The organism is Stieleria tagensis (genome assembly GCF_024129865.1).
GTDB lineage: Bacteria > Planctomycetota > Planctomycetia > Pirellulales > Pirellulaceae > Stieleria > Stieleria tagensis.
Genome location: NZ_JAMYFE010000041.1, coordinates 56207 through 77467, shown reverse-complemented (window position 1 = coordinate 77467; position 21261 = coordinate 56207). Strand labels below are relative to the sequence as shown.

The 21261-nt window shown below is 58.0% G+C and carries 19 protein-coding genes; 11 read left to right on the top strand and 8 right to left on the bottom strand.

The genetic code is table 11. The features are described from left to right. Positions 1-173: 173 nt before the first annotated feature. Positions 174-1655, bottom strand: coding sequence for a hypothetical protein (locus tag NHH03_RS09540; protein WP_253155620.1), 1482 nt, complete (start codon positions 1653-1655; stop codon positions 174-176). A 389-nt stretch (positions 1656-2044) separates the two neighbouring features. Between NHH03_RS09540 and NHH03_RS09535 the strand changes: the two genes are divergently transcribed. The 7 genes from NHH03_RS09535 to NHH03_RS09505 all read left to right on the top strand — a co-directional run bounded on the left by NHH03_RS09535 (position 2045) and on the right by NHH03_RS09505 (position 9641). Continuing rightward, a complete protein-coding gene (locus tag NHH03_RS09535; RefSeq protein ID WP_390895546.1) occupies positions 2045-2512 on the top strand; it encodes a type II secretion system protein GspG in 468 nt (155 codons plus the stop codon). Next, positions 2512-3198, top strand: a complete 687-nt coding sequence (locus tag NHH03_RS09530) for a prepilin-type N-terminal cleavage/methylation domain-containing protein (protein ID WP_253155617.1) — start codon at positions 2512-2514, stop codon at positions 3196-3198. Before NHH03_RS09535 ends, NHH03_RS09530 begins: the two co-directional genes overlap by 1 nt. Continuing rightward, a complete protein-coding gene (locus NHH03_RS09525; RefSeq protein WP_253155616.1) occupies positions 3195-3692 on the top strand; it encodes a type II secretion system protein in 498 nt (165 codons plus the stop codon). The genes NHH03_RS09530 and NHH03_RS09525 overlap by 4 nt, the downstream gene beginning before the upstream one ends. After that, complete coding sequence (locus tag NHH03_RS09520; RefSeq protein ID WP_253155614.1) at positions 3689-4666, top strand: type II secretion system protein GspJ; 978 nt, start codon at positions 3689-3691, stop codon at positions 4664-4666. Before NHH03_RS09525 ends, NHH03_RS09520 begins: the two co-directional genes overlap by 4 nt. Continuing rightward, the gene (locus NHH03_RS09515) at positions 4666-6468 is read left to right on the top strand and encodes a type II secretion system protein GspK (protein WP_253155612.1); all 1803 of its coding nucleotides are present in this window, start codon (positions 4666-4668) and stop codon (positions 6466-6468) included. The genes NHH03_RS09520 and NHH03_RS09515 overlap by 1 nt, the downstream gene beginning before the upstream one ends. Positions 6469-6774: 306 nt before the next feature. Beyond that, a complete protein-coding gene (locus NHH03_RS09510; protein ID WP_253155610.1) occupies positions 6775-8463 on the top strand; it encodes a type IV pilus biogenesis protein PilM in 1689 nt (562 codons plus the stop codon). Continuing rightward, positions 8460-9641: a cadherin repeat domain-containing protein gene (locus NHH03_RS09505; protein WP_253155608.1), complete on the top strand. Its 1182-nt coding sequence runs from the start codon at positions 8460-8462 to the stop codon at positions 9639-9641. Before NHH03_RS09510 ends, NHH03_RS09505 begins: the two co-directional genes overlap by 4 nt. Here the strand turns inward: NHH03_RS09505 and NHH03_RS09500 are convergent. Continuing rightward, a complete protein-coding gene (locus NHH03_RS09500; RefSeq protein WP_253155606.1) occupies positions 9618-10571 on the bottom strand; it encodes a sugar phosphate isomerase/epimerase family protein in 954 nt (317 codons plus the stop codon). The genes NHH03_RS09505 and NHH03_RS09500 overlap by 24 nt on opposite strands. Before the next feature lie 167 nt (positions 10572-10738). Between NHH03_RS09500 and NHH03_RS09495 the strand changes: the two genes are divergently transcribed. Both NHH03_RS09495 and NHH03_RS09490 read left to right on the top strand, forming a co-directional pair. Then, complete coding sequence (locus NHH03_RS09495; RefSeq protein WP_253155605.1) at positions 10739-12079, top strand: outer membrane protein assembly factor BamB family protein; 1341 nt, start codon at positions 10739-10741, stop codon at positions 12077-12079. 10 nt (positions 12080-12089) lie between these two features. After that, positions 12090-12794, top strand: coding sequence for an RsmE family RNA methyltransferase (locus NHH03_RS09490; RefSeq protein ID WP_253155603.1), 705 nt, complete (start codon positions 12090-12092; stop codon positions 12792-12794). Between the two features lie 130 nt (positions 12795-12924). Here the strand turns inward: NHH03_RS09490 and NHH03_RS09485 are convergent, their stop codons facing one another. The 3 genes from NHH03_RS09485 to NHH03_RS09475 form a co-directional block, all read right to left on the bottom strand. Then, a complete protein-coding gene (locus tag NHH03_RS09485) occupies positions 12925-14319 on the bottom strand; it encodes a four-carbon acid sugar kinase family protein (protein WP_253155601.1) in 1395 nt (464 codons plus the stop codon). Further along, positions 14316-14957 carry a cyclase family protein gene (locus tag NHH03_RS09480; protein WP_253155600.1) on the bottom strand — a complete coding sequence of 214 codons (642 nt, stop codon included), beginning with the start codon at positions 14955-14957 and terminating at the stop codon, positions 14316-14318. The genes NHH03_RS09485 and NHH03_RS09480 overlap by 4 nt, the downstream gene beginning before the upstream one ends. 82 nt (positions 14958-15039) lie before the next feature. Beyond that, positions 15040-15735 carry a hypothetical protein gene (locus NHH03_RS09475; protein ID WP_253155599.1) on the bottom strand — a complete coding sequence of 232 codons (696 nt, stop codon included), beginning with the start codon at positions 15733-15735 and terminating at the stop codon, positions 15040-15042. Positions 15736-16479: 744 nt separating this feature from the next. Here NHH03_RS09475 and NHH03_RS09470 point away from each other — a divergent pair. Further along, a complete protein-coding gene (locus tag NHH03_RS09470; RefSeq protein ID WP_253155597.1) occupies positions 16480-18192 on the top strand; it encodes a flagellar basal body P-ring protein FlgI in 1713 nt (570 codons plus the stop codon). A gap of 39 nt (positions 18193-18231) precedes the next feature. Further along, positions 18232-18954 carry a pyridoxine 5'-phosphate synthase gene (locus tag NHH03_RS09465; RefSeq protein WP_253155596.1) on the top strand — a complete coding sequence of 241 codons (723 nt, stop codon included), beginning with the start codon at positions 18232-18234 and terminating at the stop codon, positions 18952-18954. A gap of 83 nt (positions 18955-19037) precedes the next feature. Here the strand turns inward: NHH03_RS09465 and NHH03_RS09460 are convergent, their stop codons facing one another. The 3 genes from NHH03_RS09460 to wecB all read right to left on the bottom strand — a co-directional run bounded on the left by NHH03_RS09460 (position 19038) and on the right by wecB (position 21230). Further along, entirely contained in the window at positions 19038-19370 is a 333-nt protein-coding gene (locus tag NHH03_RS09460) for a hypothetical protein (RefSeq protein WP_253155594.1), read from the bottom strand. Between the two features lie 67 nt (positions 19371-19437). Further along, positions 19438-20142 (bottom strand): hypothetical protein, encoded by a 705-nt coding sequence (locus NHH03_RS09455; RefSeq protein ID WP_253155592.1) that lies wholly within the window; start codon positions 20140-20142, stop codon positions 19438-19440. Further along, positions 20139-21230, bottom strand: a complete 1092-nt coding sequence (gene wecB, locus NHH03_RS09450) for a non-hydrolyzing UDP-N-acetylglucosamine 2-epimerase (RefSeq protein WP_253155590.1) — start codon at positions 21228-21230, stop codon at positions 20139-20141. The genes NHH03_RS09455 and wecB overlap by 4 nt, the downstream gene beginning before the upstream one ends. Positions 21231-21261: the final 31 nt, after the last annotated feature.

The window sequence follows — 21261 nt, the reverse complement described above, 5'->3', positions numbered from 1 at the left end:
TTGAGTTGAAAAGGCTGTTTGACGCTGGCGTCAAAACTGACGCGTCGGGTTACCAAAGGACAATGCCCCACGCAGCGTTCAACGGGAGGGTGGCACTGGAAACGCCGGAGCGGACAACGTCGCTGCGACTGGTGCCGCTGGCGACAGCACCGCCAGGTTGCACCTGGCCTACTTTAGGGGCGAACGATTTCGTTGTTACGCTGCACGTTGTCGCGCTGGTTCTTGAACATTTCTGGCAAGTCGACAGGGCGACGGCGTGCTGGTCCGGGCGGCGAAGTCGGTGGGAAATCGTCGCCGCGGACGGCCGAGCCGAGCGGCGTGGTCAAGGAATCGTCCAGCGTTCGCAGGTAGGACTGAAGTTTCCAGGCCGGGATCACCGTCACACCTGCTTCGGTGGCCCGCTGTTTGGCGGCTCCGAGTTCCGCCAATTGTGCTGCCGCTTGGTCCTCGTTGGCGCTGTCCAGGTCAGGCGATTCACCGATCACAAGAAAGCGGACGGCGGGATCAATTTGTCCGGTCTCGGATCCGTTGGGCGCCAGTTCGGCACCGGCGGCCTTGATCATGCCTTCCAGTGCGGAGTTATCGGGGCGGCCATCGCCATCGATATCAATGTCGCCAGCCAAAGCGATTTTAACGGTTCGTCCGGGAGCCCAGAAAGGCGAGAACACCGCGTCGCCTTCGATGATCGGGTTGCCAATTTCAGGGGTGGCAACGACACGAGCTTCGGCCAAGTGGGGACCGGAAATTCGGGTGACTTGGATGGACGCTTTGATGTCGGCATCTTGCAAACGGGTCGTGTCGTCACGATCGATCACGCCAAAGGTGACACCCGGTCGCAACGCGTCTGCCGAGCCGAGATTGATTGAAACAATGTTGCCGCCCCGCAGCACGTAGCGGATTTCGCCTTGCACGGATTCAATGCGATCGTTTCGCAGTTTGTTCAATTCCAACTTTTGCGTGTCGATGGTGTTTTTCAGCAACTGAGCCTTCTGTGCCAGCTGGGCTCGCTCGGTGCCGGCTTTGCGTTGCAATTCTTGCATCAACCGTTCGCTCTTGGTCTTGCTGTCTTTGGCGCTTTCCATCTTGACCAGCATGTCATCGCGGTAGGTCCCGAATTGGGTGCGTTCGTCATCCAATTCTTTGGCCAGATTCTCACGCTCGGTTTCGGCTTTTTGCTGTGCAGCGCGAGCGGTTTCGACGTCCGATTCGGCTTGCACTCGGATTCGAGCCGACTCGTCACGGGCTTGGCCGTATTGGGTGTTGCGGCTGCGAACGGCGTCCATCAGGTATTCAGGCAGCTTCCCGTAGTGGCGATCCTGCATGCCTTCGGCTTGGCCAAAGATTTTCATGTCCTGGTAGAACTGAGTCGCGATTTGGTCGAATTCCGCATCGCCGCTGCTGCTGTTGGCAAACGACTCGTATTTGTCTTCCGACATCAAACGAGCGCCCAGCATGGCTTTGAAGTCGTCGTTCTGTTCGCTCAGCGTCCGGACTTCATTTTGCGCATTGGTCAGCGAATCCTGTTTCAGCTGTTCCTGTTGGGCTTGAGTGTTTCCCCATCGCCACAGGATGAAATTGAGCGCAAATGATAGGACCAGCAAAATCAGGCAAGTGATTAAACTTCCGCGAATCACAGAGTCGTCGCGTGCCGCCATGGCAAAATTCCGAGCGAAAAGTGGGGAGAACGAGAGAGAGCGAACGAAAGGATGGGTTCCAACTGGAGCAATGCCACTCTTTTTACAGCGGCGATCGACCGGGGCTGCATCCACAGAATATTCACAAGTCTACTCCATTCTAGCACTTCTGCCCCAGAATAACCCACCTTGTGATAGTTCTGCGCCAATTCGCATGGCCTGGACCATCTGGCGGACCGTCGGAAACGGGAGAGTTCCCCGATCGCGGAAACGCCGTACAATCGCGAAACCTTTGGATCGGCCAGAGGTTAAAATAATAGCACTGGAGACAATGCCCCCACTATCGGAGGGCTATGGTTTTGCCAGTGGATCCGAAATTTTGTCCCACCGTTTGAATTGTGTCTGTAGCTATGCCAAGCCAAATTCTGAGTCGTCCATTGGCCACTTCGTCCCGGCCCACCAGTCGCCGACCACTTCGTCGCCGTCGCGCCGCCCGACATGCATTCACGCTGTTGGAGTTGTTGCTGGTGCTGGCGATTCTGGTCGTGCTGGGTGGGATCGTCGCGGTGAACGTGGTCGGCACCGGCCAAGCCGCCAATGTCGACGCCACCAAGACGCAATTGAAAATGCTCAAGAGCAACATTGCCATCTACCAATTGCGAATCAACGGTTTGCCGGAGACGCTCGAACAGCTTCGCGACGGACCCTCGGATGCCGACAAGAAAGCCAAATGGGTGGCGCCGATTATGACGGAAATCCCCAAGGACGCATGGGGAAATGAAATCGAGTACTCCGTCAATGGCAACAGCTATGAAATTCGTAGTGCCGGCATGGACGGTCAAAAAAGTACGGAAGACGACATCGTTGTGTCATCCTGATGTCATGCTTCGGTTTCCCAGCCACGCAGGCATCCGCTACGCAGGCACCCGCTCGCTTGGCCGCTGTCAACAAAGCATCCGGCAAACGTGGTTTCACGTTGCTGGAGTTGCTGTTGGTGATGGCGATTCTGTCGGTGATGGGCTCGATTGCGATCCCGCAAGTCGCTTGGTTGTTGGGTGATCGACGGATTGTACGCGGTGCCAAACTGATCCGCGAAGAATTGATGTTGGCTCGGATCGATGCGATGCGAGAGGGGCGGACGTTGATGATGGATGCCATGTTGGAATCCAATGCCGTCCGCGTGCGACCGTATTTTTCATTGAGTGATTCGGTCAATGCACTCGATCAGACCGGTTCTCAGTCGTCACTGTTGTCCGGTGCCGAACAGGGCCAGTTTGTCGCTGTCGTCGCCGACGAGTCGCAAACGCGAACGATCGAATTGCCCGAAGACGTGACGGTGAAGAGTGTTGCTGTGGTGTCTGCAGCGCGGGCGATGGAGATCCAGCAGGCATCGCTCGCTTCCTCACAAGCCGATGGGTACAGCCAACCCATTTTGTTTTACCCCGACGGAACCACTAGCACCGCGGCCATGATTCTGACGCATCCGACGCACGGCCAGATCACGATCAAGTTGCGTGGGATCACCGGCGACGTGACCGTCAGCGAGGTGGGGGCGAATCAGTGAGACGCACCAGATCGCAACAACGATTTTTGTCGCTGGGATTTTCGCTGTTGGAAATGCTGCTGGCGCTCGCCATTTTGGGAACCTCGCTGGCGATGTTGGCGCAAATCGCTGAGTCCGGCGTGAGCGCGGCACGCGAAGCCCGCGCGCTGGCTTCGGCACGCATGATCTGCCAAGGCAAACTGAGTGATCTGCTGTTGAATGTTGCCGGTGGACAGACCCCGGCGACGATCATTGATGCCCCGGCCGAGGCGTTCGACAGTGAGACAACCGAGACGTACCAGTACTCGACCGAAGTCATGCAAGGTCAGTTGGATGGGATGTTGTCGGTCCGTGTGACCGTCAAAGTGTTCGCCGGCGACGGTGGCACGCCATTGGCAACGTACGCGCTGGACCGCTGGGTGATCGACCCCACGCTGGGTTTAGAGGCCGCGGAGGCCGAAGAGGCGGCCGCGCGGGAAGAAATCGCCAGCGGTGGAGAGGAGGCTGTCGAATGAACCGAGAAATTCGATCGCCACGTGGCGGGTTTACGTTGCTGGAGTTGTTTCTGACGCTGTCCATGGCAGTGGTGTTGATGACGTTGATCAATTCAGCATTCACGTTTTATGCCCGCGATATGGATCGCAGTGATGCGGACATGCGGCAAACAATGTTGGCGTCGGCGCTGATGCAAATGATCGAAGATGATTTGCGGGCCTCGTTGCACCCCGAACCGTTGGATACGGCCGCGCTGGAAGAACTGTTGTCCAAGACCGCTTCGTCCGCATCGGGAATGTCCGGTGGTGGCGGTGGAGGCGGAGCAGGGGGCGGTGAGGAAATGAGTGACGAAGACATGTCGGCAGCCGGCATGGACGACACCGAGGCCGAGGAGGAAACCAGCACCACAGCGACGCTTGATTCTGGATCGGCAGTGCTGGTCACGCCCGGTGTGATCGGCAATCAGTACCAGATCCAAATCGACACCAGCCGCTTGCCGCGTTTGGAAGAGTATGCGGTGATGATGGATATGGATCCGGGCAACATGACGGACGTGCCCAGTGATTTGAAAACCATTTCTTACTTTGTCCAGCCGGAGGGATCGGGGGGCGTCGACGATCCACTGGCGCAGTTCGACGCGACCTCCGCCGGCCAATCGGGCGGGCTGGTACGTCGGTCGTTGGACCGATCGGCAAATGCATTTGCCTCGCTGTCCGGCGGTCTGTCCTCGCTGGGTGAAACCGGCGAACTGCTGGCGCCCGAGGTCACGGGGCTGGAGTTTTCCTATTGGGACGGCGTGACGTGGCAATTGCAGTGGAACAGCGATGAATTGGGTGAGTTGCCGTTGGCGATCAAAATCCAGATGGCGATGGCGGGCCAGCCCAATGCCGATGACACCGAACCACAACCGAGAATTTTTCAACATATCGTGCGACTGCCATTGGCAAAGTATATCGAGGAAGAGGACGAAGAACTTGCGGGGGCCGGGATCTGATGTTGCCAGCCACGGACCACAGGAATGAATATCGCACAGCCCGCTCGATCGCTATCGGTTCGCCGCCGCGCAGAGACAAGCCAGCACGCAGCAAGCCAGCACGCCGCAAGCCACCGCGTCAAGGATTTTTCTTGGTGTTGGTCTTGCTGGTGGTCGTTGTCGCAACCCTGGCCGTTTATTCCTTCACCGGCGTGATGATCGCCTATGACGACGCGGCGTATTTGTCGAGCGATTTGGTACGTGCCCGAGTGGCCGCCGAATCGGGGGCCGAAGCGGTGCGACTGATCCTGTCGCAACCGCGGTTGAACCGCCAGGACATGGGGGGCATCTACAACAATGCGAATCTGTTCCAAGCGATTGCAGTTTCCAATCAGGACAGCAGCAACGTTTGCAATTTTTCGATTCCCGCGCCTGATTTGAATGAAAGCGGAATGCTGGCTGGCATTCGGTTCGGATTGCAAGACGAATCCGCGCGGCTGAACTTGAACACACTGACGATCCTGGATGAAAATTCCGACGGTCTGATGGCGGCAATGAGTTTGATGTCGGCGGCGGAGGATGGCGGCGAGGATTCGGAAGACTTGTCGACGGGGAACATTGCAACCTCGCTGTTGATGGGTTTGCCGGGGATGACCGAAGACGTTGCCGATGCGATTTTGGACTGGTTAGACGAAGACGACGAGCCGCGTTTGTATGGCGCCGAGCTGGAATACTACAGCACGCTGCCCACACCCTATGAACCGGCCAACAAACAACTCAGCAGCGTCGAAGAATTGCTGTTGGTACGTGGCGTCACACCCACTTTGTTGTTTGGTGCCGACAGCAACCGCAACGGGATGTTAGACGCCGATGAACAACAACGCTTTGGCGCTTCGGTTGATACTCCTGGCGCCCTAGGGTGGTCGGCCTATCTGACGGTCCACGGCAACGAAGCCAACCGGCAACGCGACGGATCGTTTCGAGTCAACGTGAACGCGGACGATTTGGAAACGTTGTACGACGATTTGGCCGCAGCACTGGAAGACGAAACGTTTGCCAGTTTCATTTGCGCCTACCGCATCGCCGGGGCGCCGTCATCGCTGGCCGGAGTCGTCGCTGGCGGTGGTGAGCAGCAGGGTGGCGGCGGTGGGCAGCAGGGCGGCGGCGATGCCGATGACCAAGTCAATCAAACCACGCGCGACGGTGGGGTGTGGACCAGCGAGCTGATCAGTGAATTTGACTTGTCAGGCGGTGGTGGGACCGAACTAACGCAGGTGCTGGATTTGATCGATGCCACGGTCACCGTGGGGGAAGGCGACAACGCGGTCAGCTATCGCAGTCCGTTTGATCTGTTGACCATGGGGGCCTATTTGCCGTTGGTCATGGATCGGTTGTCCACGTCCGATACCGCGACGATGCCCGGTCGAATCAATTTGAACGAATGTCCGGCGGAGTTGTTGTACGGAATCCCACTGTTGGACGAAGAGCAAGTGGCGGCGATCATTGAAGCCCGGGTGTCGGGCGAAGAAGACGAGAATCGGTTGTACGAAACCTGGCCGATGGTCGAAGGGATCGTGACCTTGGACCAGATGCGCAGCCTGCTGCCATTGTTGACCGGCGGCGGTGATGTCTATCGCGCACAGATCGTCGGCTATTTCGAATCCTCTGGATTAGCACACCGCCAAGAAGTCATTGTTGATGCGACGACCGTGAACCCCAAAATTGTTTCCTTTCGCGATTTGAGTCATTTGGGACGAGGGTTTGACCTGTCCGTGCTGGGGCTGCGCAACGGGTTGCAAGCCGCGGGGGTGGCGCCACAGTGAGGACGGAGGGAGTCATTTTATCGCAAGCGCGACGCGTTAGCGAGGGATTGCGGGTGTTAACGGGATCCCTCGCTCACGCTTCGGGTCACCAAAAACCAATGTCCCGCGCGCAAGCGCTGGCTTCAAAACTAACGCGTCGGGATAAGAACAAACAATGACTGACGCAAAATCGTGACCTCAAAATTCACCCGTCTGGAAACATCGGCACTTTCGAAAAAACTAACTCTGCCCGCATTGCGATCAAAAAGTACCGACGACTCCATGAAACTCCGACGTGATTGATCCGCCGCGAACTAGACTAATCTCATGCCTAAAAAAATAGCTCTCGACTATGACGATTCGGAATTGCGGATCGTCGTCGCCAACTGCAATTCGTCGCGTGTTCAGGTCACCGATGCACGCGTGATTCCGATTGCTGAAAACGAATCAGTGTCGGAAAAACTGCGCGCTTACATCACAGGTGCGGGACTGCAGAAAACCGAGACGCTGGTTGCGATCGGCCGTGGCAAAGCCGAGCTGCGTGAACTGCAATTGCCGCCGGTACCGGTCGAGGAATTGCCCGACATGGTGCGGTTCCAAGCGCTCCGTAGTTTTGCCGCTGCCAGTGACCGCTCGATCGTCGATTTTTTGGTCACCGGTCGAACGGCCGAGCACAACACGCTGATCGCCGCCACTGTGTCGCCGGTGGACTTGGATCGAGTTCGAGAGCTGTGTTCCACATCCGAGTTGATTCTCAAACGCGTGGCGCTGCGTCCGCTGACGGCCGCCTCGCTGTATCTCAAGCAGAGCAAGCCGCCGCAGATTTGTGTGCTGATCGATCTGTTGGCCGACGACGCGGAAATTGTGATCGCCCGCGACGGCAATGTCATCTTTGTGCGAACCGTCCGCTTGCCTCCCGGTGACGCCCATCGTTCGGGCGCAATTGCCGGCGAACTGCGACGCACCATGGTCGCCTGTGGGGAAACCGAGACCCCGGGGCGGATCATTGTCTGGGGCACCGAGTCCGTGCATGCGGGGGATCTGGCGGCGATCAAGAAAGCCAGCGGCTGCGAAGACGTGCAAGCGGTGAACCCGTTTGACCTGGTCGACATGCAAATGGACCGCAGCGCGTTGCCCGATCACATTGGCCGACTGGCACCACTGGTCGGATTGCTGTCGAGTGACGAGAACGCTCCTGAAACGCTAATCGATTTTCTGAATCCTCGCGAGCGAGTGGAAGCGGAAACGAATCGTCTGCGGCAGGTTCTGATGATCGCAGGGCCTATCGCCGCAGTGTTGTTGGTGGGTTTCTTGTTCTATCGCCAGTTTGCCAGTTGGGACCGCAAGATTGCGGCGGTCAACGATGAAATTCAATTGCTTGTGCCGAGTGGGGAAGCGGCCGATGAAAGCTTGGCCCGTACCGAATTGATCGACAAATTCATGGACAGTGACGTGAATTGGCTGGATGAAATCAGACGGTTCGCCATCAAGGCACCGCCGAGCGACAAGCTGATTGTTGAAACGTTGTACGCCAGCGCGAATGTCAACACGCGTGACAGCAACGGGGGTGGGACGCTGCGAGTCACCGGGTTGGTGACTGATACCGATGTCATCGACACCATGGAAGCTGCACTGCGAGACGAGACGCACGGTGTGGTCGGCAAGGGATCGCAGGCACAAAAAAGCGAAGATGCCTATCGCTGGGATTTCACCGAGACGATTGTCATCAACGGCAGTGATTTGCGAAGCATTCGTTATCGGCGAATGGCGGAGCATCAATCGGCGGAGCCGGCAGGGACCGACGCGGAGCCGTCCGATCTGGAGAAAGCATCGGCGATGGAACAAATCGAGGCAGTTGAGGAGCAAGCCGAGCAAACCGAGTCGGCGAGCGATGGACCGGCCCAGGAGACATCCAAACCCGAGTCTGAATCGGAATTGCCCGCAACAGAAACGCCGGCAGATGAAACGAGCGACACAACTGAACAACCGGCCGCATCGACGGAGGACGCAGCATGAATCAGCGCGAACGTATCCTAGTGATCTTGGTCGGTAGCCTGGTTGTGCTGGGTTTGGGCCAATGGGGATTTACCAAGTACAAAACGGCGCTTCAATCTCGCCGTACTCGATTCGAATCGTTGCAAGATCGCCAATTGCAATTGAGTGAAAAACGAATTCAAGGCGCGATCGCCGATCGCCAGATGGGCGAATACCTGGTCCGTTCGGTTTCCAGCGATGCCGAACGGGCGCGCAGCGATTATCAGAGTTGGTTGTTCGATGTTGTCGAAGAGAACAACATTCGCGAAGCCAAGATCAGCGGCGAGAAAATCCAGCCGGTGGGAGATTTGTATCGCCAGTTGACGTTTAAACTGACCGGTCGTGCCGAGGCGCCCGAAGCGTTGGGGTTGGTCTATGACATCCAAGCCAAGGATTATTTGCATCGCATCCGAACCATGGACTTGAAGCCGGCCAAAAACGGCGGCGGATTTTCGGTCGATTTAACGATCGATGTTGTCTCGCTTAACAACGCGCCGGTGGATGCGGCCGATCCGGCGACCAAATCGTGGCGGGTGGATCCCGATGCGATCGCCTACGCGGATCCGATCCTGAATCGGAACCTGTTTGAACCGCCAAACCAAGCGCCCAAGTTCAGCGGCGAATCGACTTTGCAGGCCACCAAGGGACGTAAAGAAGCATTTCCATTGGCCTTTAAAGATCCGGAAGGCCACAGCGTTTCCTATCAATTGGTTGACGCCCCAGAGAACGTCACGATTGACGAGCGCAGCGGCACCTTGCGTGTCGAATCGGACGAGCTTCAGGAATTCAAGGTCAAGGTCCAGGTATCTGACAGTGGGTATCCCAAACGCACGGTCGAGGAAACGTTGTTGGTGAAAGTGGTTGATCCACCGCCACCGCCCAAAGAAGAACCGAAACAGATCGCGCCGGAATTTGATGACGCGAAACAAACCTATCTGACCGGACTGGTCCAAGGCGCCAACAACTGGACGGCTTGGATGAACGTTCGCACCCGTGGCAAGACACTGAAATTGCGTGTCGGAGACGAATTTGAAATTGGCAGCGTCAAAGGCGTGGTTAAATCGATCGATGCCGATCATGTGGAGATCACGATCGGTGACAAAAGCGTCAAATTGACCAGTGGCGGTACATTGAAATCAGCGGTCGACGCGATCGAGTAGCGATTCGCCCGCCAGGTCATCCAGGTAACGTCGCGAGCGATTGATTTCCTGGCTGACCTGTGAGGTGGTTTCCAAAATCGGTATGCCGCGTGGCACCGGGTGCATGAAGATTTCCGTCCAGCCGTCGAATTCGATCTCTGCCAGCGTCTTGACCAGTGGTGCAAAATCCAATGTGCCGCGACCGGGTAGCTGTAGCAATTCTTGTTGCTTGGGCAGTTTTTCGCTGCAACCCATGCCGTGCTGCCAGGCATAGAACACGTCGACCGAGTCACCAAGGTCACGTAACAGGTTGCAAAGAATCTCGGGGTCCTGTGGCAAGTGGTACGGTGCAAACGCAACACCGATCACATCGGCCGGTGCCAATTCGGCCAGAACGCGAAGCGAATCTGCATCGTGAATCAAGTTGTTGGCGTGGTTCTCGATTGCGATCCGCACCTTGTTTTCGCGAGCGAGTTCCAGGGTCGGTTGCAGTTTTTCAATGAATGCCGCCACGGCGGTTTTTAGTTCGGCGCCGGCGAGGTTTTTTGGTCCTTGGCCACCGACCACAATTGTGTGGCACCCCAATCGATTGGCCAGTTTGATTTCGTCATCGATCCCAAACGGTCCCAGTTTGTATTGTGTGATACAGGACAATTTCACGTCGAATTGACGTAGCATTTCTGCGAATCGAGATTCACCGATCTGGTCCAACTGCTCGCGTTGGTTGCCGTGAACTTTGGGCCACAGGTCGATTCCCGTTGCCCCACAGCGGTGAACTTCCGGCAGGATTTCATCCAGCGAAGTGTATCCGTACATGCATGACGCCAAACTGTAACGGAATTGGAACGGTTTTTTTGCAGTGGCGGCTGCGGCTGAGGCGGCGGATTGAAACGCCAAGGATGCGGCGGCGCTGGCGGCCAGGAATGCGCGGCGGTCGAGGCGAGTGGGCATGGGCGGGAGTGCGTCGGTTTTTTTGGGGGGGGAGATTCGGAGGGCGTTGCCATCGTAAGTCAAATGAGCCGGTCGTGCTGCAGTCCTCTGACGCAGGGTGCCAGCGGTTGGCTATAATTCTGAACCGTTGCTGAACTCATTTGTGACCATTTTAGAACGCCTGCCTCATGTACCGTCCCGCCTATTGCTTTGCCGTTTGCGCCGTCGTCGGGGCCTGGGTTGCCAGCGCCGGCACTGCATCGTCCGCCGAATCCTGGTCACAGTTCCGAGGTCCCAGCGGTGACGGAATTGTCATCGATCAGTCGGTGCCACTGGAATTTGGAGAAAAGAATCATGTGGTTTGGAAAACGCCGTTGCCGGGCAAGGCATGGTCGTCGCCGGTGATCGCAGAGGGCGTGATCTGGGTGACCAGTGCGATCGAAGTGTTTCCGACCGATGAGGAACGCAAGGAAATGTTGGCCGCGGCTGGGATCGAAGAAAAAAAATTCAAACAGCTGGCGATCGCCAAAACAATCCAACTGAAATTGATGGCGTTGGAGTTTGAATCTGGCAAGTTGTTGGACACCATTGATTTGGCTGAAATCGAGCGTCCCGATCCGATCCATTCGCTCAATAGCTATGCGTCACCGACACCGGTGATCGACGGCCAGAACGTGTACTGTCACTTTGGGACCTACGGGACGTTTTGCGTCAGTCGCAAATCGCACGAGATCGTTTGGCAACGGCGTTTGCCGCTGGAGCACTCGGTGGGACCGGGAAGTTCACCGTTGATCGATGGGGCAAATCTGATCTTGATCCAGGACGGGATGGAGCGGCAATACGTTGCGGCACTCGACAAGCTGACCGGCGAAACGGTTTGGGAAACCGATCGTCCGCAGATCGACGCGTCGTCGGGAGAACAAAAGAAATCCTACTGCACGCCGATCAAGATCACGGATGATTTGGGACGCGAGCAATTGATTTGCATGGGGTCGCAGTGGATGGTGGCTTACAATCCGAAGGACGGTTCGGAAATTTGGAAGGTCAATCATGGCACTGGATTTTCAGTCGTGCCGCGGCCAGTCTACGGCGACGGCGTGGTTTACTTTGCGACCGGATTTGGCAAACCCCAGTTGTGGGCGGTGAAGGTCGATGGTTCCGGCGATGTGACCGAGACTCACGTCGTATGGACGGTGGCCAAGGGGATCCCGGCCAAACCGTCGCCGATTTTGCACCAGGGTTTGATCTATGTGATCGATGACAATGGTGTCGCCAGTTGCTTTGAAGCCGCCACCGGAGACAGTGTTTGGAAGAAGCGAATTGGTGGAAACTTTAGCGCGTCGCCGCTGTTGGTCGGCGACCGAATTTACTTTGGCTCACACGACGGCGTGGTCACGGTCGTCAGTTTGGGGCGTGAAAGTGAAGTGATCGCGGAAAATCAATTGGAAGGCCAGATCATGGCCAGTCCGGCCGTCGTCGATGATTCGATGATCCTGCGGACGTCCGACGCAATCTATCGGATTCAGTGAACCAAATTTTATGACACGTCGCTACTATGTCCCCGAATTGCCTGCTGCAGGTGGGCCGGTCGACCTAAGTGATGAAGAAGCTCGCCATGCCGCTCGAGTGATGCGGGCCGAGTCGGGTGACGAGATCACTTTGTTTGACGGTCGCGGCAACGAATCATTGGCTGTCATCCAAGCGATCGACAAACGTCATTGCTGTGTAAGCGCTGCGGCGCCGCAGTTGGTGGATCGCGAACCGTCACGCGAGATCCATTTGGGGATCGCGTTGCCAAAACCGGAACGGGCCAAGGAGCTGATCGAAAGGTTGTCGGAGTTGGGCGTCAAACGAGTCACGCCGCTCGTTTGTCAGCGGACCCAGCGGAGGCCGACAAATTCCTTGCTGGAGAAACTGCGGCGGATCGTGATCGAGTCCTGTAAGCAATCCGAACGTAACGTGCTGATGGAAATTTCAACTCCGGTCCCATTGGAGAAGTTGTGTGAGCGACCGTTTAGTGGAGTTCGCTGGTTGGCGCATCCCGGTGGTGGCTCTCCGGTGGAAGCGGCGTCGACGCTGGGCGAGACCGAAACGGTGACGGCGCTGATCGGACCCGAAGGCGGGTTTGCCGAGGAGGAGACGGATCTGGCCATTGGATCAGGCTACCAAGCGATCGGATTGGGCAAACGCATTTACCGAATCGAAACCGCCGCCACCGCCATCGCAACCATCCTGAGTCTTTAAAAGTAGGCCAGGTGAAACCTGGCGGTGAGTGTTGGGGCTCGAGAGCGCCAGGTTTCACCTGGCCTACTGGTTGGTGTGGAGGATTTATCCGACCCGATTGGCTGCAGACCTGCGCCAGGTTTCACCTGGCCTACTGGTGTCGGAGTTTGTTGTAGGCGACCGCGAGTGCGTCGTCGTCGCCGACGTTGCCTGGAAAAACGATGTACGGCAATTTCGCAGCGCGGCTGTTTTCTCCTAGGCTCCAGACGGGTATTCCAGGCAGGATTTGACCGAGCACCCGCGCTCGTTTGGTTTCCAACGCTCGGGTCGCCACATCGCTGGAAGTGATGCCGCCTTTGGCAATCAGGAACCGCAGCGGGACAGTGACGTTGCGGACCACGTCGACGATGCCTTGTGAAACGCTGGTTCCGATTCGCAGACTGGATTCCCCGTCGTCACCGGTCACCAGTCCTCGCGAGGTATGCAGAACCACGTCGCGACCAGCCGACAGTAGCGCGTTGACTTGGTCTGCGGTATCGCGCAAGTGTTCGCCGCGATCGTCGGCGAGCAGTTTGGCGACGTCCAGTTGAACGGCCTGGGGTGGGTCATCGGTGGCGAGCAAGTGTTGCAGCTGCGCCGTTGTCTTGGGCACGTAGGATCCCACCACGATCAACCCAGCGCGGTGTTCCGACGCCACCATCTCCGGTGCGGCGAGCAGCGGGCGCGGCGCCAGTCCGGCATAGGCTTGGACAAAGCTGGCTGCGGTACGGTAGATCAGGTCAGCGCCCCGTTGTTCGGCTTTGCGTGCCGCCAAGGCAAACGCCTGGGCATCGGACAGGGCGACGGCGTTGACGATGACCGTGCTGCCGGGGGCCAGTCCCAGCAAGCGATCGGAAACAGCGTCCAGGTCGTCTCCGCGCAAGTCATCCAAGCTGACGGAGTGGATGTTGTTGCGATCGAGATTGCCCTGGTGTTTCTCGCTGACCCAATCGATCAGATTCGATTGGCTAAATCCGAACGTCGCGTCCTTGGCAAACGGGGTCTGTGCGGCGGGCACCCATCGGTCGTTTTCGACAACGTAGTGCACGTCATCGATCGTTAGCCGTCCGCCTTGCAGAAAGAACGGCATGATGATTCGGGTGGCGTCGCCGTGACCGAGGGCTGTGGCGACCGCGTCGACTTCGGCCGGATAGTGACCGCGGAGGGTCGAGTCGCTGCGGCTGATGACTGTCAGGGGGCGGCCGACGCGCTGGGATGCGGCAAGTAGATTGGCGCCGATCTGTCGCGCCAAATCAATGGCCTGGGGCTGAGTCAGCGCGCGCGAGTTGGTCAGCACATAGAACATCCTGTCATCGCGGCGGAGCTGATCTGTTAGCGTGGGCAGGTCCCAGGTGGTCAGAACGGGAGTGTCGTAGACCGTTTGAGTCCCTGTGGGGTCGTCATCCAGGACCACCACGCAGCGGTCGGAGCGTTCGATTTGTTCCGTGATCGCTGGCAGCGGGTTGTCGTCTCGCTCGGGCCGTGCGTTTTCCAAGGGATGGTTCACAGAGATGCCCCCTCGATCGCAAATGCGCGGCAGGGGGCGCCGTCGCCGTCGGCGACTTTTAATGGCATTGCGCCAAACAGGCACTTGGGATCGCTCAGTTGTTCCATTCCCGTCAGTCCTTCGACGATGATGATGCCGGCTCCCAGCAAAATTTGGTGGATTTCCGTGACCGCGGGCAAGTCATTGACGTCGCCCACCGATGGCGGCTCGACGCCGACCATGCGGATCTGCCGGTCGGCCATCCAGCGGCCGAGTTCCGGGCTGATCGGTGGGAAATGATCACGGTAATGATCGGGGTCACCAACATGGCGGCTCCACAGTGTCCGCAGCAGGATCGCATCGCCCGGGATGGCGTTTTCGGCAACCGGTCCCAGATGATCGACTGTGATCGGCGTCCGATCGGCTAATCCGTCCAGGGGGACAACCCACGCCGGCCCGAAACAATCCGCGATCGGTATCTGATCAATCGTTTGCGATCCGGCGCCGAAATGGAACGGCGCGTCCATGTGCGTACCGCAGTGTGAATACAGGTGCAATGTGCGCGCATTCCAGCCATCGCGCTGCAGCGTGTACTTGCTCTCGTAGTCAACACCGCGCAGGCCTTTCTCTAGCCGCAGCGTCAAGTCAAAAATCTTCATGTGCCCCAGTCCCCAGCCAATCGTTGGGGTGCCAGTCCGTCTGAGCCCTGTCGGGGGCCCAGTGACAGGAAGCACCGCATCCTTAACCTTCGTTTCGTTCGGAACTCGCTGCCGCCCAGCTATGGGCGGGCGTCCGGGTGTGATTGACGATGCGGTTGTCATGGGCTGCCGGTTCCTCGGCCGGAGCATTTTCTTCGGCTCGTTTTCGGGTCCCCTGGGGGCCGGGTTTGCGGCCGCGGCGACGGCCCTGTTGTTCAGGGATGAAACGGGGGTTGGTCGGCAGCAGCAGCTTGCTGATGCATAGCTTGTTGATACTCAATCCACATTCTTCTGATTCCTGGCGGAGCAGTTCGTGCAGCGAGCGGGGGATCCGAATGGTGATCATTCGTTCCGGCTCGGCCGAGTCCGATTTGGACTGATCCTGGCTGCGGATTGCCGCCAGCATCTCGTGCAGCGTCGCGTAGTCAGGGCCGTTGATGAATCGGTTTTGTTCTTCAGCGTCGGGGAACAGTTTTTGGACGATGCCGGAAACCCCCAGCACTTCACGGAAGAAAATCACCCAGCTGCCGGTTTTGGCGAACGCTTCTTCTGCCAAAAGAAGGGTCTGTCGGCAGCGGCCTTGATAGTCCTGATCCAGGTCGGGAGCACTCAGTTCCAAGGTTGGCAGATTGGCCGCTTGTTCCGGTGTCGGGTCACTCGCGTAGCGGAGGGTGTCACCCGTACCACCTTGGTCGGTGTCGACCAGAGGATTGATTTCCTTGGGCGTGGAGTCTTGCATCGTGTTGGAATCCTTTGCGAGCGATCAGCGGTTGCGGCGCGTTCGATCCGTTCGAATGGACCCGCCGCGGTTCAATGTGCCGATCCTCGCACCGGGTCAAACGCTCCTTCGCAAAGGTTGCTGTCAAAAGGGTTTACGCAAGCAAATGGGCTTTGCACGGTTTTTGAGCAAGCCCTGCCGGCGAGGGTCTCGGCGGATTGCACGCAAAACAGGCAGCCGCAGAACGTGCGTTGGCTAAGTGTCCAGCTGATCTGTTTTGGTGAAGTTTGTTTGGGAAGTGCCCAAATCGCCGTGAATTCGTGGATTTGTTGTGTCTCAGCTGAAGCCACCTGAGTGGACAGGGGCGGTTCACTGCTTGGTGGGTGCCACGAACTGTTTTGCTTGTGTTGGTGCCGAGCCGTGATTTGACCGAAGAATTATAGCGGTTTTACCAAAAGAGGGGGGGGCTCGCCACGAACCTTCTCCGGCCGCTTAGAGGTCCGACTCTTTCCCGCGGGGCATTGTTCCGGACGCTAGCGCGTGCCGGCTGATTCAATCAACAGACCGGTATGCGAGGGATCCCATCAACCGGCTAAATCCCTCGCTGACGCGTCGGGTTGCGATAAAAGTGCTGGCCTCAAAAACTCACGTACTCGGGGGTTGGAGATGCCCTGTGGGGCTCGACTTGCCGTGGCGGATCGATTTTGGCTATATCTCGGCGGTTAGAGAAATTGGATCACCATTGGACTCACCTCGGAAGCTTCCATGTTTGGCAGGACGCCCGCCGCTTCAATCGCACACCCACGTGCTGATAGTCTGTTCACGCAGTACCGCAATTTGCCGCGGCTGTCGCTGAGCGCATCCTGTTTGGCCGTGTTGCTGTTGGTGGGGTGTTCCTCGCTGACTGGCAAAAAGAATTCCGATGTCGCGGAAGACTCCGGCATAGCCAAGTTGCTGGCGGTTCCTGAGTTGCCGGATTTGATCCGCGAGGCGGGTGCTCCACGGGGGCTCAATGCGATTCCGATCCGAGGCGTCGGGCTGGTCAATTCACTTTCCGGCACCGGTGGTCCGGCCGACCCCTCGTCGTATTTGGATCAGTTGATCGAAGAGATGCGTCATAATGACGTCAAAAGTCCCAACCAGATTTTGGAATTGGATAGCAACGCGATGGTTCGCATCATCGCTACGGTACCGCCGGGAGCCAAACGCGGCGATCGAATTGATTTGAAAATCGAAGCTCCGCCTGGAAGCAACGCCAGTGACTTGCATGGGGGGTGGTTGTTGGACAGTCGGATGCGGCTGCAGCAGATGATTCAAGGTCGGGTTCGCAAGGGCGAGGTTTTGGCGATGGGAACCGGTTCGGTCCTGACCCGATTTGCCCTCGAAGGCGGTGCGGACGATCGGCAGAAGACACAGGGATTGGTGCTCGGTGGCGGCACGGTTCAGAAGACACGCAACATGGGATTTGTGTTGCGACCCGAATACCAGCACGTGAAAGTCGCCAGCGACATTGCAGCGGCCATCAATCGTCGCTTTTTCTTCTTTGACGGCACGACACGTCGAGGAGTCGCCAAGGCGGTCGAAGATGACTACATCGAGTTGGAATTGCATCCTCGTTACGAGGGGGCGCTCGGCCGCTATGTCGCTGTGGTCCGCGCGATCATGATCGACGAGCGCAAGGCCAACAGCCAGCAGCGGCTACAGAAATTGGGTGAGTTGCTATCTGATCCGGCGACGGCATCCGATGCGGCACTGCAATTGGAGGCGTTGGGCGAGAGCGCGATCCCGACTCTGTTGGCTGAAACCAAGAGTGACAATCCGGAACTGCAATTTTACGCTGCCGAGGCATTGGCCTACTTGGACCGCGACGAATCAGTCGCGGTATTGGAACAGGCGGCCAGCGAACCGGCGTTCCGCTACTCGGTGTTTGCCGCGTTGGGCGGGCTGGAGCACCCCAGCGTTGTCGATGCATTGCAGCGGTTGTTTGATCAGCCCAGTCAGGAGACCCGCTATGGGGCCTTTGTCGCGCTGCGGAAGCGAAATGATGCGTCGCGGGTGTTGATCCCGCAGCCGATTGAGAAAACACTCAACTACTACCAGGTCGAATCGGACTCGCCAACGGCGATCGCCCTGTCCAGCCGTGATGTGGCCGAGGTCGTGGTTTTCGGAGAACCTTCGCCGGTGAAGATTGACGGTGCGTTGCTGGGGCCGAATGCGTTGATTCTGAAACCCGATTCGAGTGAGGCGGGGAAAATCCGGGTCAGCCGGTTTGAAGTCGGCAAGCAAGATCGTCGGGCGACGGTACCGGCATCGATTCGAGGCATCATCGAAGGTGTGGTCGCGGTCGGCGGCAGCTATGGGGATGTGGTCACCATCCTTAGGATGGCAAAATCCAGCAACTACATTGAAGATCAAGTTGCGATCGATCCGCTGCCCAAACCGATGCGAACCTATTATCGTGAGGAGCAGTCCAGCTAATGCTTTTCCGAGTCCTGAATTCTCTGCGTTGAATCATCCATGATTGAACTTGGTGTCAACATTGACCACGTCGCCACCGTGCGACAGGCCCGCCGTACCTACGAGCCCGATCCGGCCATTGCAGCGGCGCTCGCCGAGCAGGGCGGAGCCGATGGGATCACGTTTCACCTGCGGGAGGACCGGCGCCACATCCAGGATCGTGACGTCGATGTGCTGATGCAAACGGTGACGGTCAAAACGAATCTGGAACTGGCATGCGAAGAACAGGTGTTGGCGATCGCCTGCCGTGTCAAACCGGATTGGGCGCTGCTGGTTCCCGAGAGTCGCGAAGAGGTGACGACGGAGGGTGGATTGGATGTTGCCAGTGATTCCGGGCGTATCGCGGCAGCCATCGAACGGCTCAAGTCGCACGGCATTTTGACCAGTCTGTTCATTGACCCAGACGTTCGCCAGGTCGCCGCGGCGGCCGAATTGGGAGTCGATGCCGTTGAATTACACACCGGTCCCTACGCGCTGGCCAAACGGGCTGACGTCGCGACCGAGTTGTCGCGTTTGGAAGTCGCCGGGCAGCATGCCAGCCAAGCGGGAATGCGACTGCATGCCGGTCACGGTTTGAACTATGTCAACGTCCGTCCGGTGGCCAAGCTACCTGGGGTGATCGAGTTGAACATCGGCCACGCGATCGTCAGTCGCGCGGTGATGGTTGGAATGAAAGAGGCCGTTTCAGAAATGCGACGGATTCTCGATCTGTGTTCTCCGTGAGCTCTCCGCCATGCACGGTTGGCGCTGAAGCAGTCCGAGTACGGACACGCTCAAGCGTGAACTCCAACGGTGGATGGTGCCGACTAGCCGTTGGTGTCTAGGCCGGGATCGATCAGACTGCTCCAGCCGAGTGACTCAATTTCATCACGCCCTGCCCAGCGGCTGGTGCTCCACAGCCCGCCATGACAGATCGGGCAGCGAGGTGATTCCGGGTCGACATACAGGTGCTCGCTTGTGACATCGGGTTCCAACCAGACCGCTTCGCATTCATCGCACATCACAAACCCACTCTGCGGTGCGGCTTCGGTAGGATCGTCACCGGTGCACAGCCGCACGCCGCACAAGCCGCCGCCGCAAACCGGGCAAGTGGCGATCGAGTGATGGGGGCCGGTGGGGTGCGGTGGAACTTGGTTCATGCGATGTGACTCAGTGGCTGGATCGAGTGGACGGCATTGGGCGGCGGGCATTGGATGGCGGCGGCCGCTACAGCGGATAGGCGGTGATGACCCGTTTGCCTTCGAGCACCATTTTGACGCGTCGCGCCATCGGATGTCGTTTTTGTTGGCCGGTTCGGCCGCCGACATATCCCACGCGTTGCCCCATGTCGACGGTGTAGATCGTGCGATTGCGATCGACTTGTTTTGTCGCTTGCTGATTCTTTTCGGCTTTGGCATAGGCGTTGTCAATCGTTCTCAGTGCGCCCTGCATGCCGCCGTCAAAGACGCCATGACTGCCCGGTCGCGACGGTTGGTCTTCGGTGTGGCGTCGCAGGTGTTCCAGACGGTGCCCTTCTTCGCTGCCCGGCGTATAAATCAATCCTTGGGGCGAGATAAAACGGTCGCCACCAATTTCTTTCAGCAAACCGTAGCGAAGCGTGTCCTGCTCTGTAGCGACCGGGCCGGGTGCGACCGAGGCCGATGTCTCCGCAGGCGACTGCATCGTCGAACGCTCGGTCGGTGGCTCGGTCGGCACAGACTCCGCCGGCGGGCCGGTGTCGCGTCCAGAGTCACGTTCAGCGACGACCGCGGCGTTTGGATTGTCACTGCCCAACCCCGGTAGGTTCCAGCCGAAGCGTTGATTCAGACGCGGCTGCAAGAACGCATACAGACAGACCACCACAACTAAGGCGATCGAGCCGGCGCGTTTCTTGCCGCCTGATTCATTTGTGCGGGAGGTGGAGTTGTTCATGGGGTGTCAGAGGACGTTTGCAGCAGTCGGGCGGCGATCCGCTCGGCGGCTTTGCCGTCCCACAGTTCAGGGCAGCGACGCTGCGGCGGGTTTGCTTCGACTTCTTTCCAGGCTTCCAGCAGGGTCTCGGTGCCGGGTTGGACCAACCGATTGGTGCCTTCGTCAATCGTGATCGGACGCTCGGTATTGGGCCGAACCGTCAGACAGGTGACCCCCAGGTACGTCGTTTCCTCTTGTACGCCGCCGGAATCCGTCATCACGACTTTGGCCGATCGCATCAACGCCATAAAGTCGAAGTAGCCCAGCGGATCGACCATTTTAATGCCGTCGGCCAATTCGATGTTTTCGGCTTCCAGTCTTGCTCGGGTTCGCGGGTGGACAGGGAACACGATCGGCAGCGAGGCCGAAATCTGATTCAGTGCCTTGATCAATTGAGCCAACATTTGCGGATCGTCGACGTTGCTGGGGCGATGCAACGTGGCCAACACATAGTTGCCCGCGGTCAGCTCCAATTCCGACAGGATTTTGCTGGCTTCAATTTTGGGCAGCGCGCGGATCAGCGAGTCAATCATCACATTTCCGACACAGACGATGCGATCGCGGTCGACGCCTTCGGCGATCAAGTTGGCATCGCCATCAGGCGACGGAGTCAGCAGCAGGTCGGAAATCGCATCGGTGATTTTCCGATTGATTTCCTCGGGCATCGTGTTGTCGCGTGACCGCAAACCGGCTTCCACGTGTGCGATCGGAATCCCAATCTTCGAGGCGACCAGGGAACAGGCGACAGTGGAGTTCACGTCGCCGACGACGACCAGCCAATCGGGGCGATGTTTTTCCAGTATCGGTTCGAACTCCAGCATGATTCGCGCCGTTTGCACCGCGTGAGAGCCACCGGAGACTCCCAAATGCTCGTCGGGTTTTGGCAGTTCGAGTTCACGGAAAAACACATCCGACATCTTTTCGTCAAAGTGTTGACCGGTATGCACGAGTGTCTGCTGCGTCTCCGGCGACGCGGCTTGAATCGCTCGCATGATCGGCGCAATTTTCATAAAGTTGGGACGTGCACCAACGACGGATAAGATTTTCATGACCAGAGAACGGTGAGAGTTGAATTTGAGG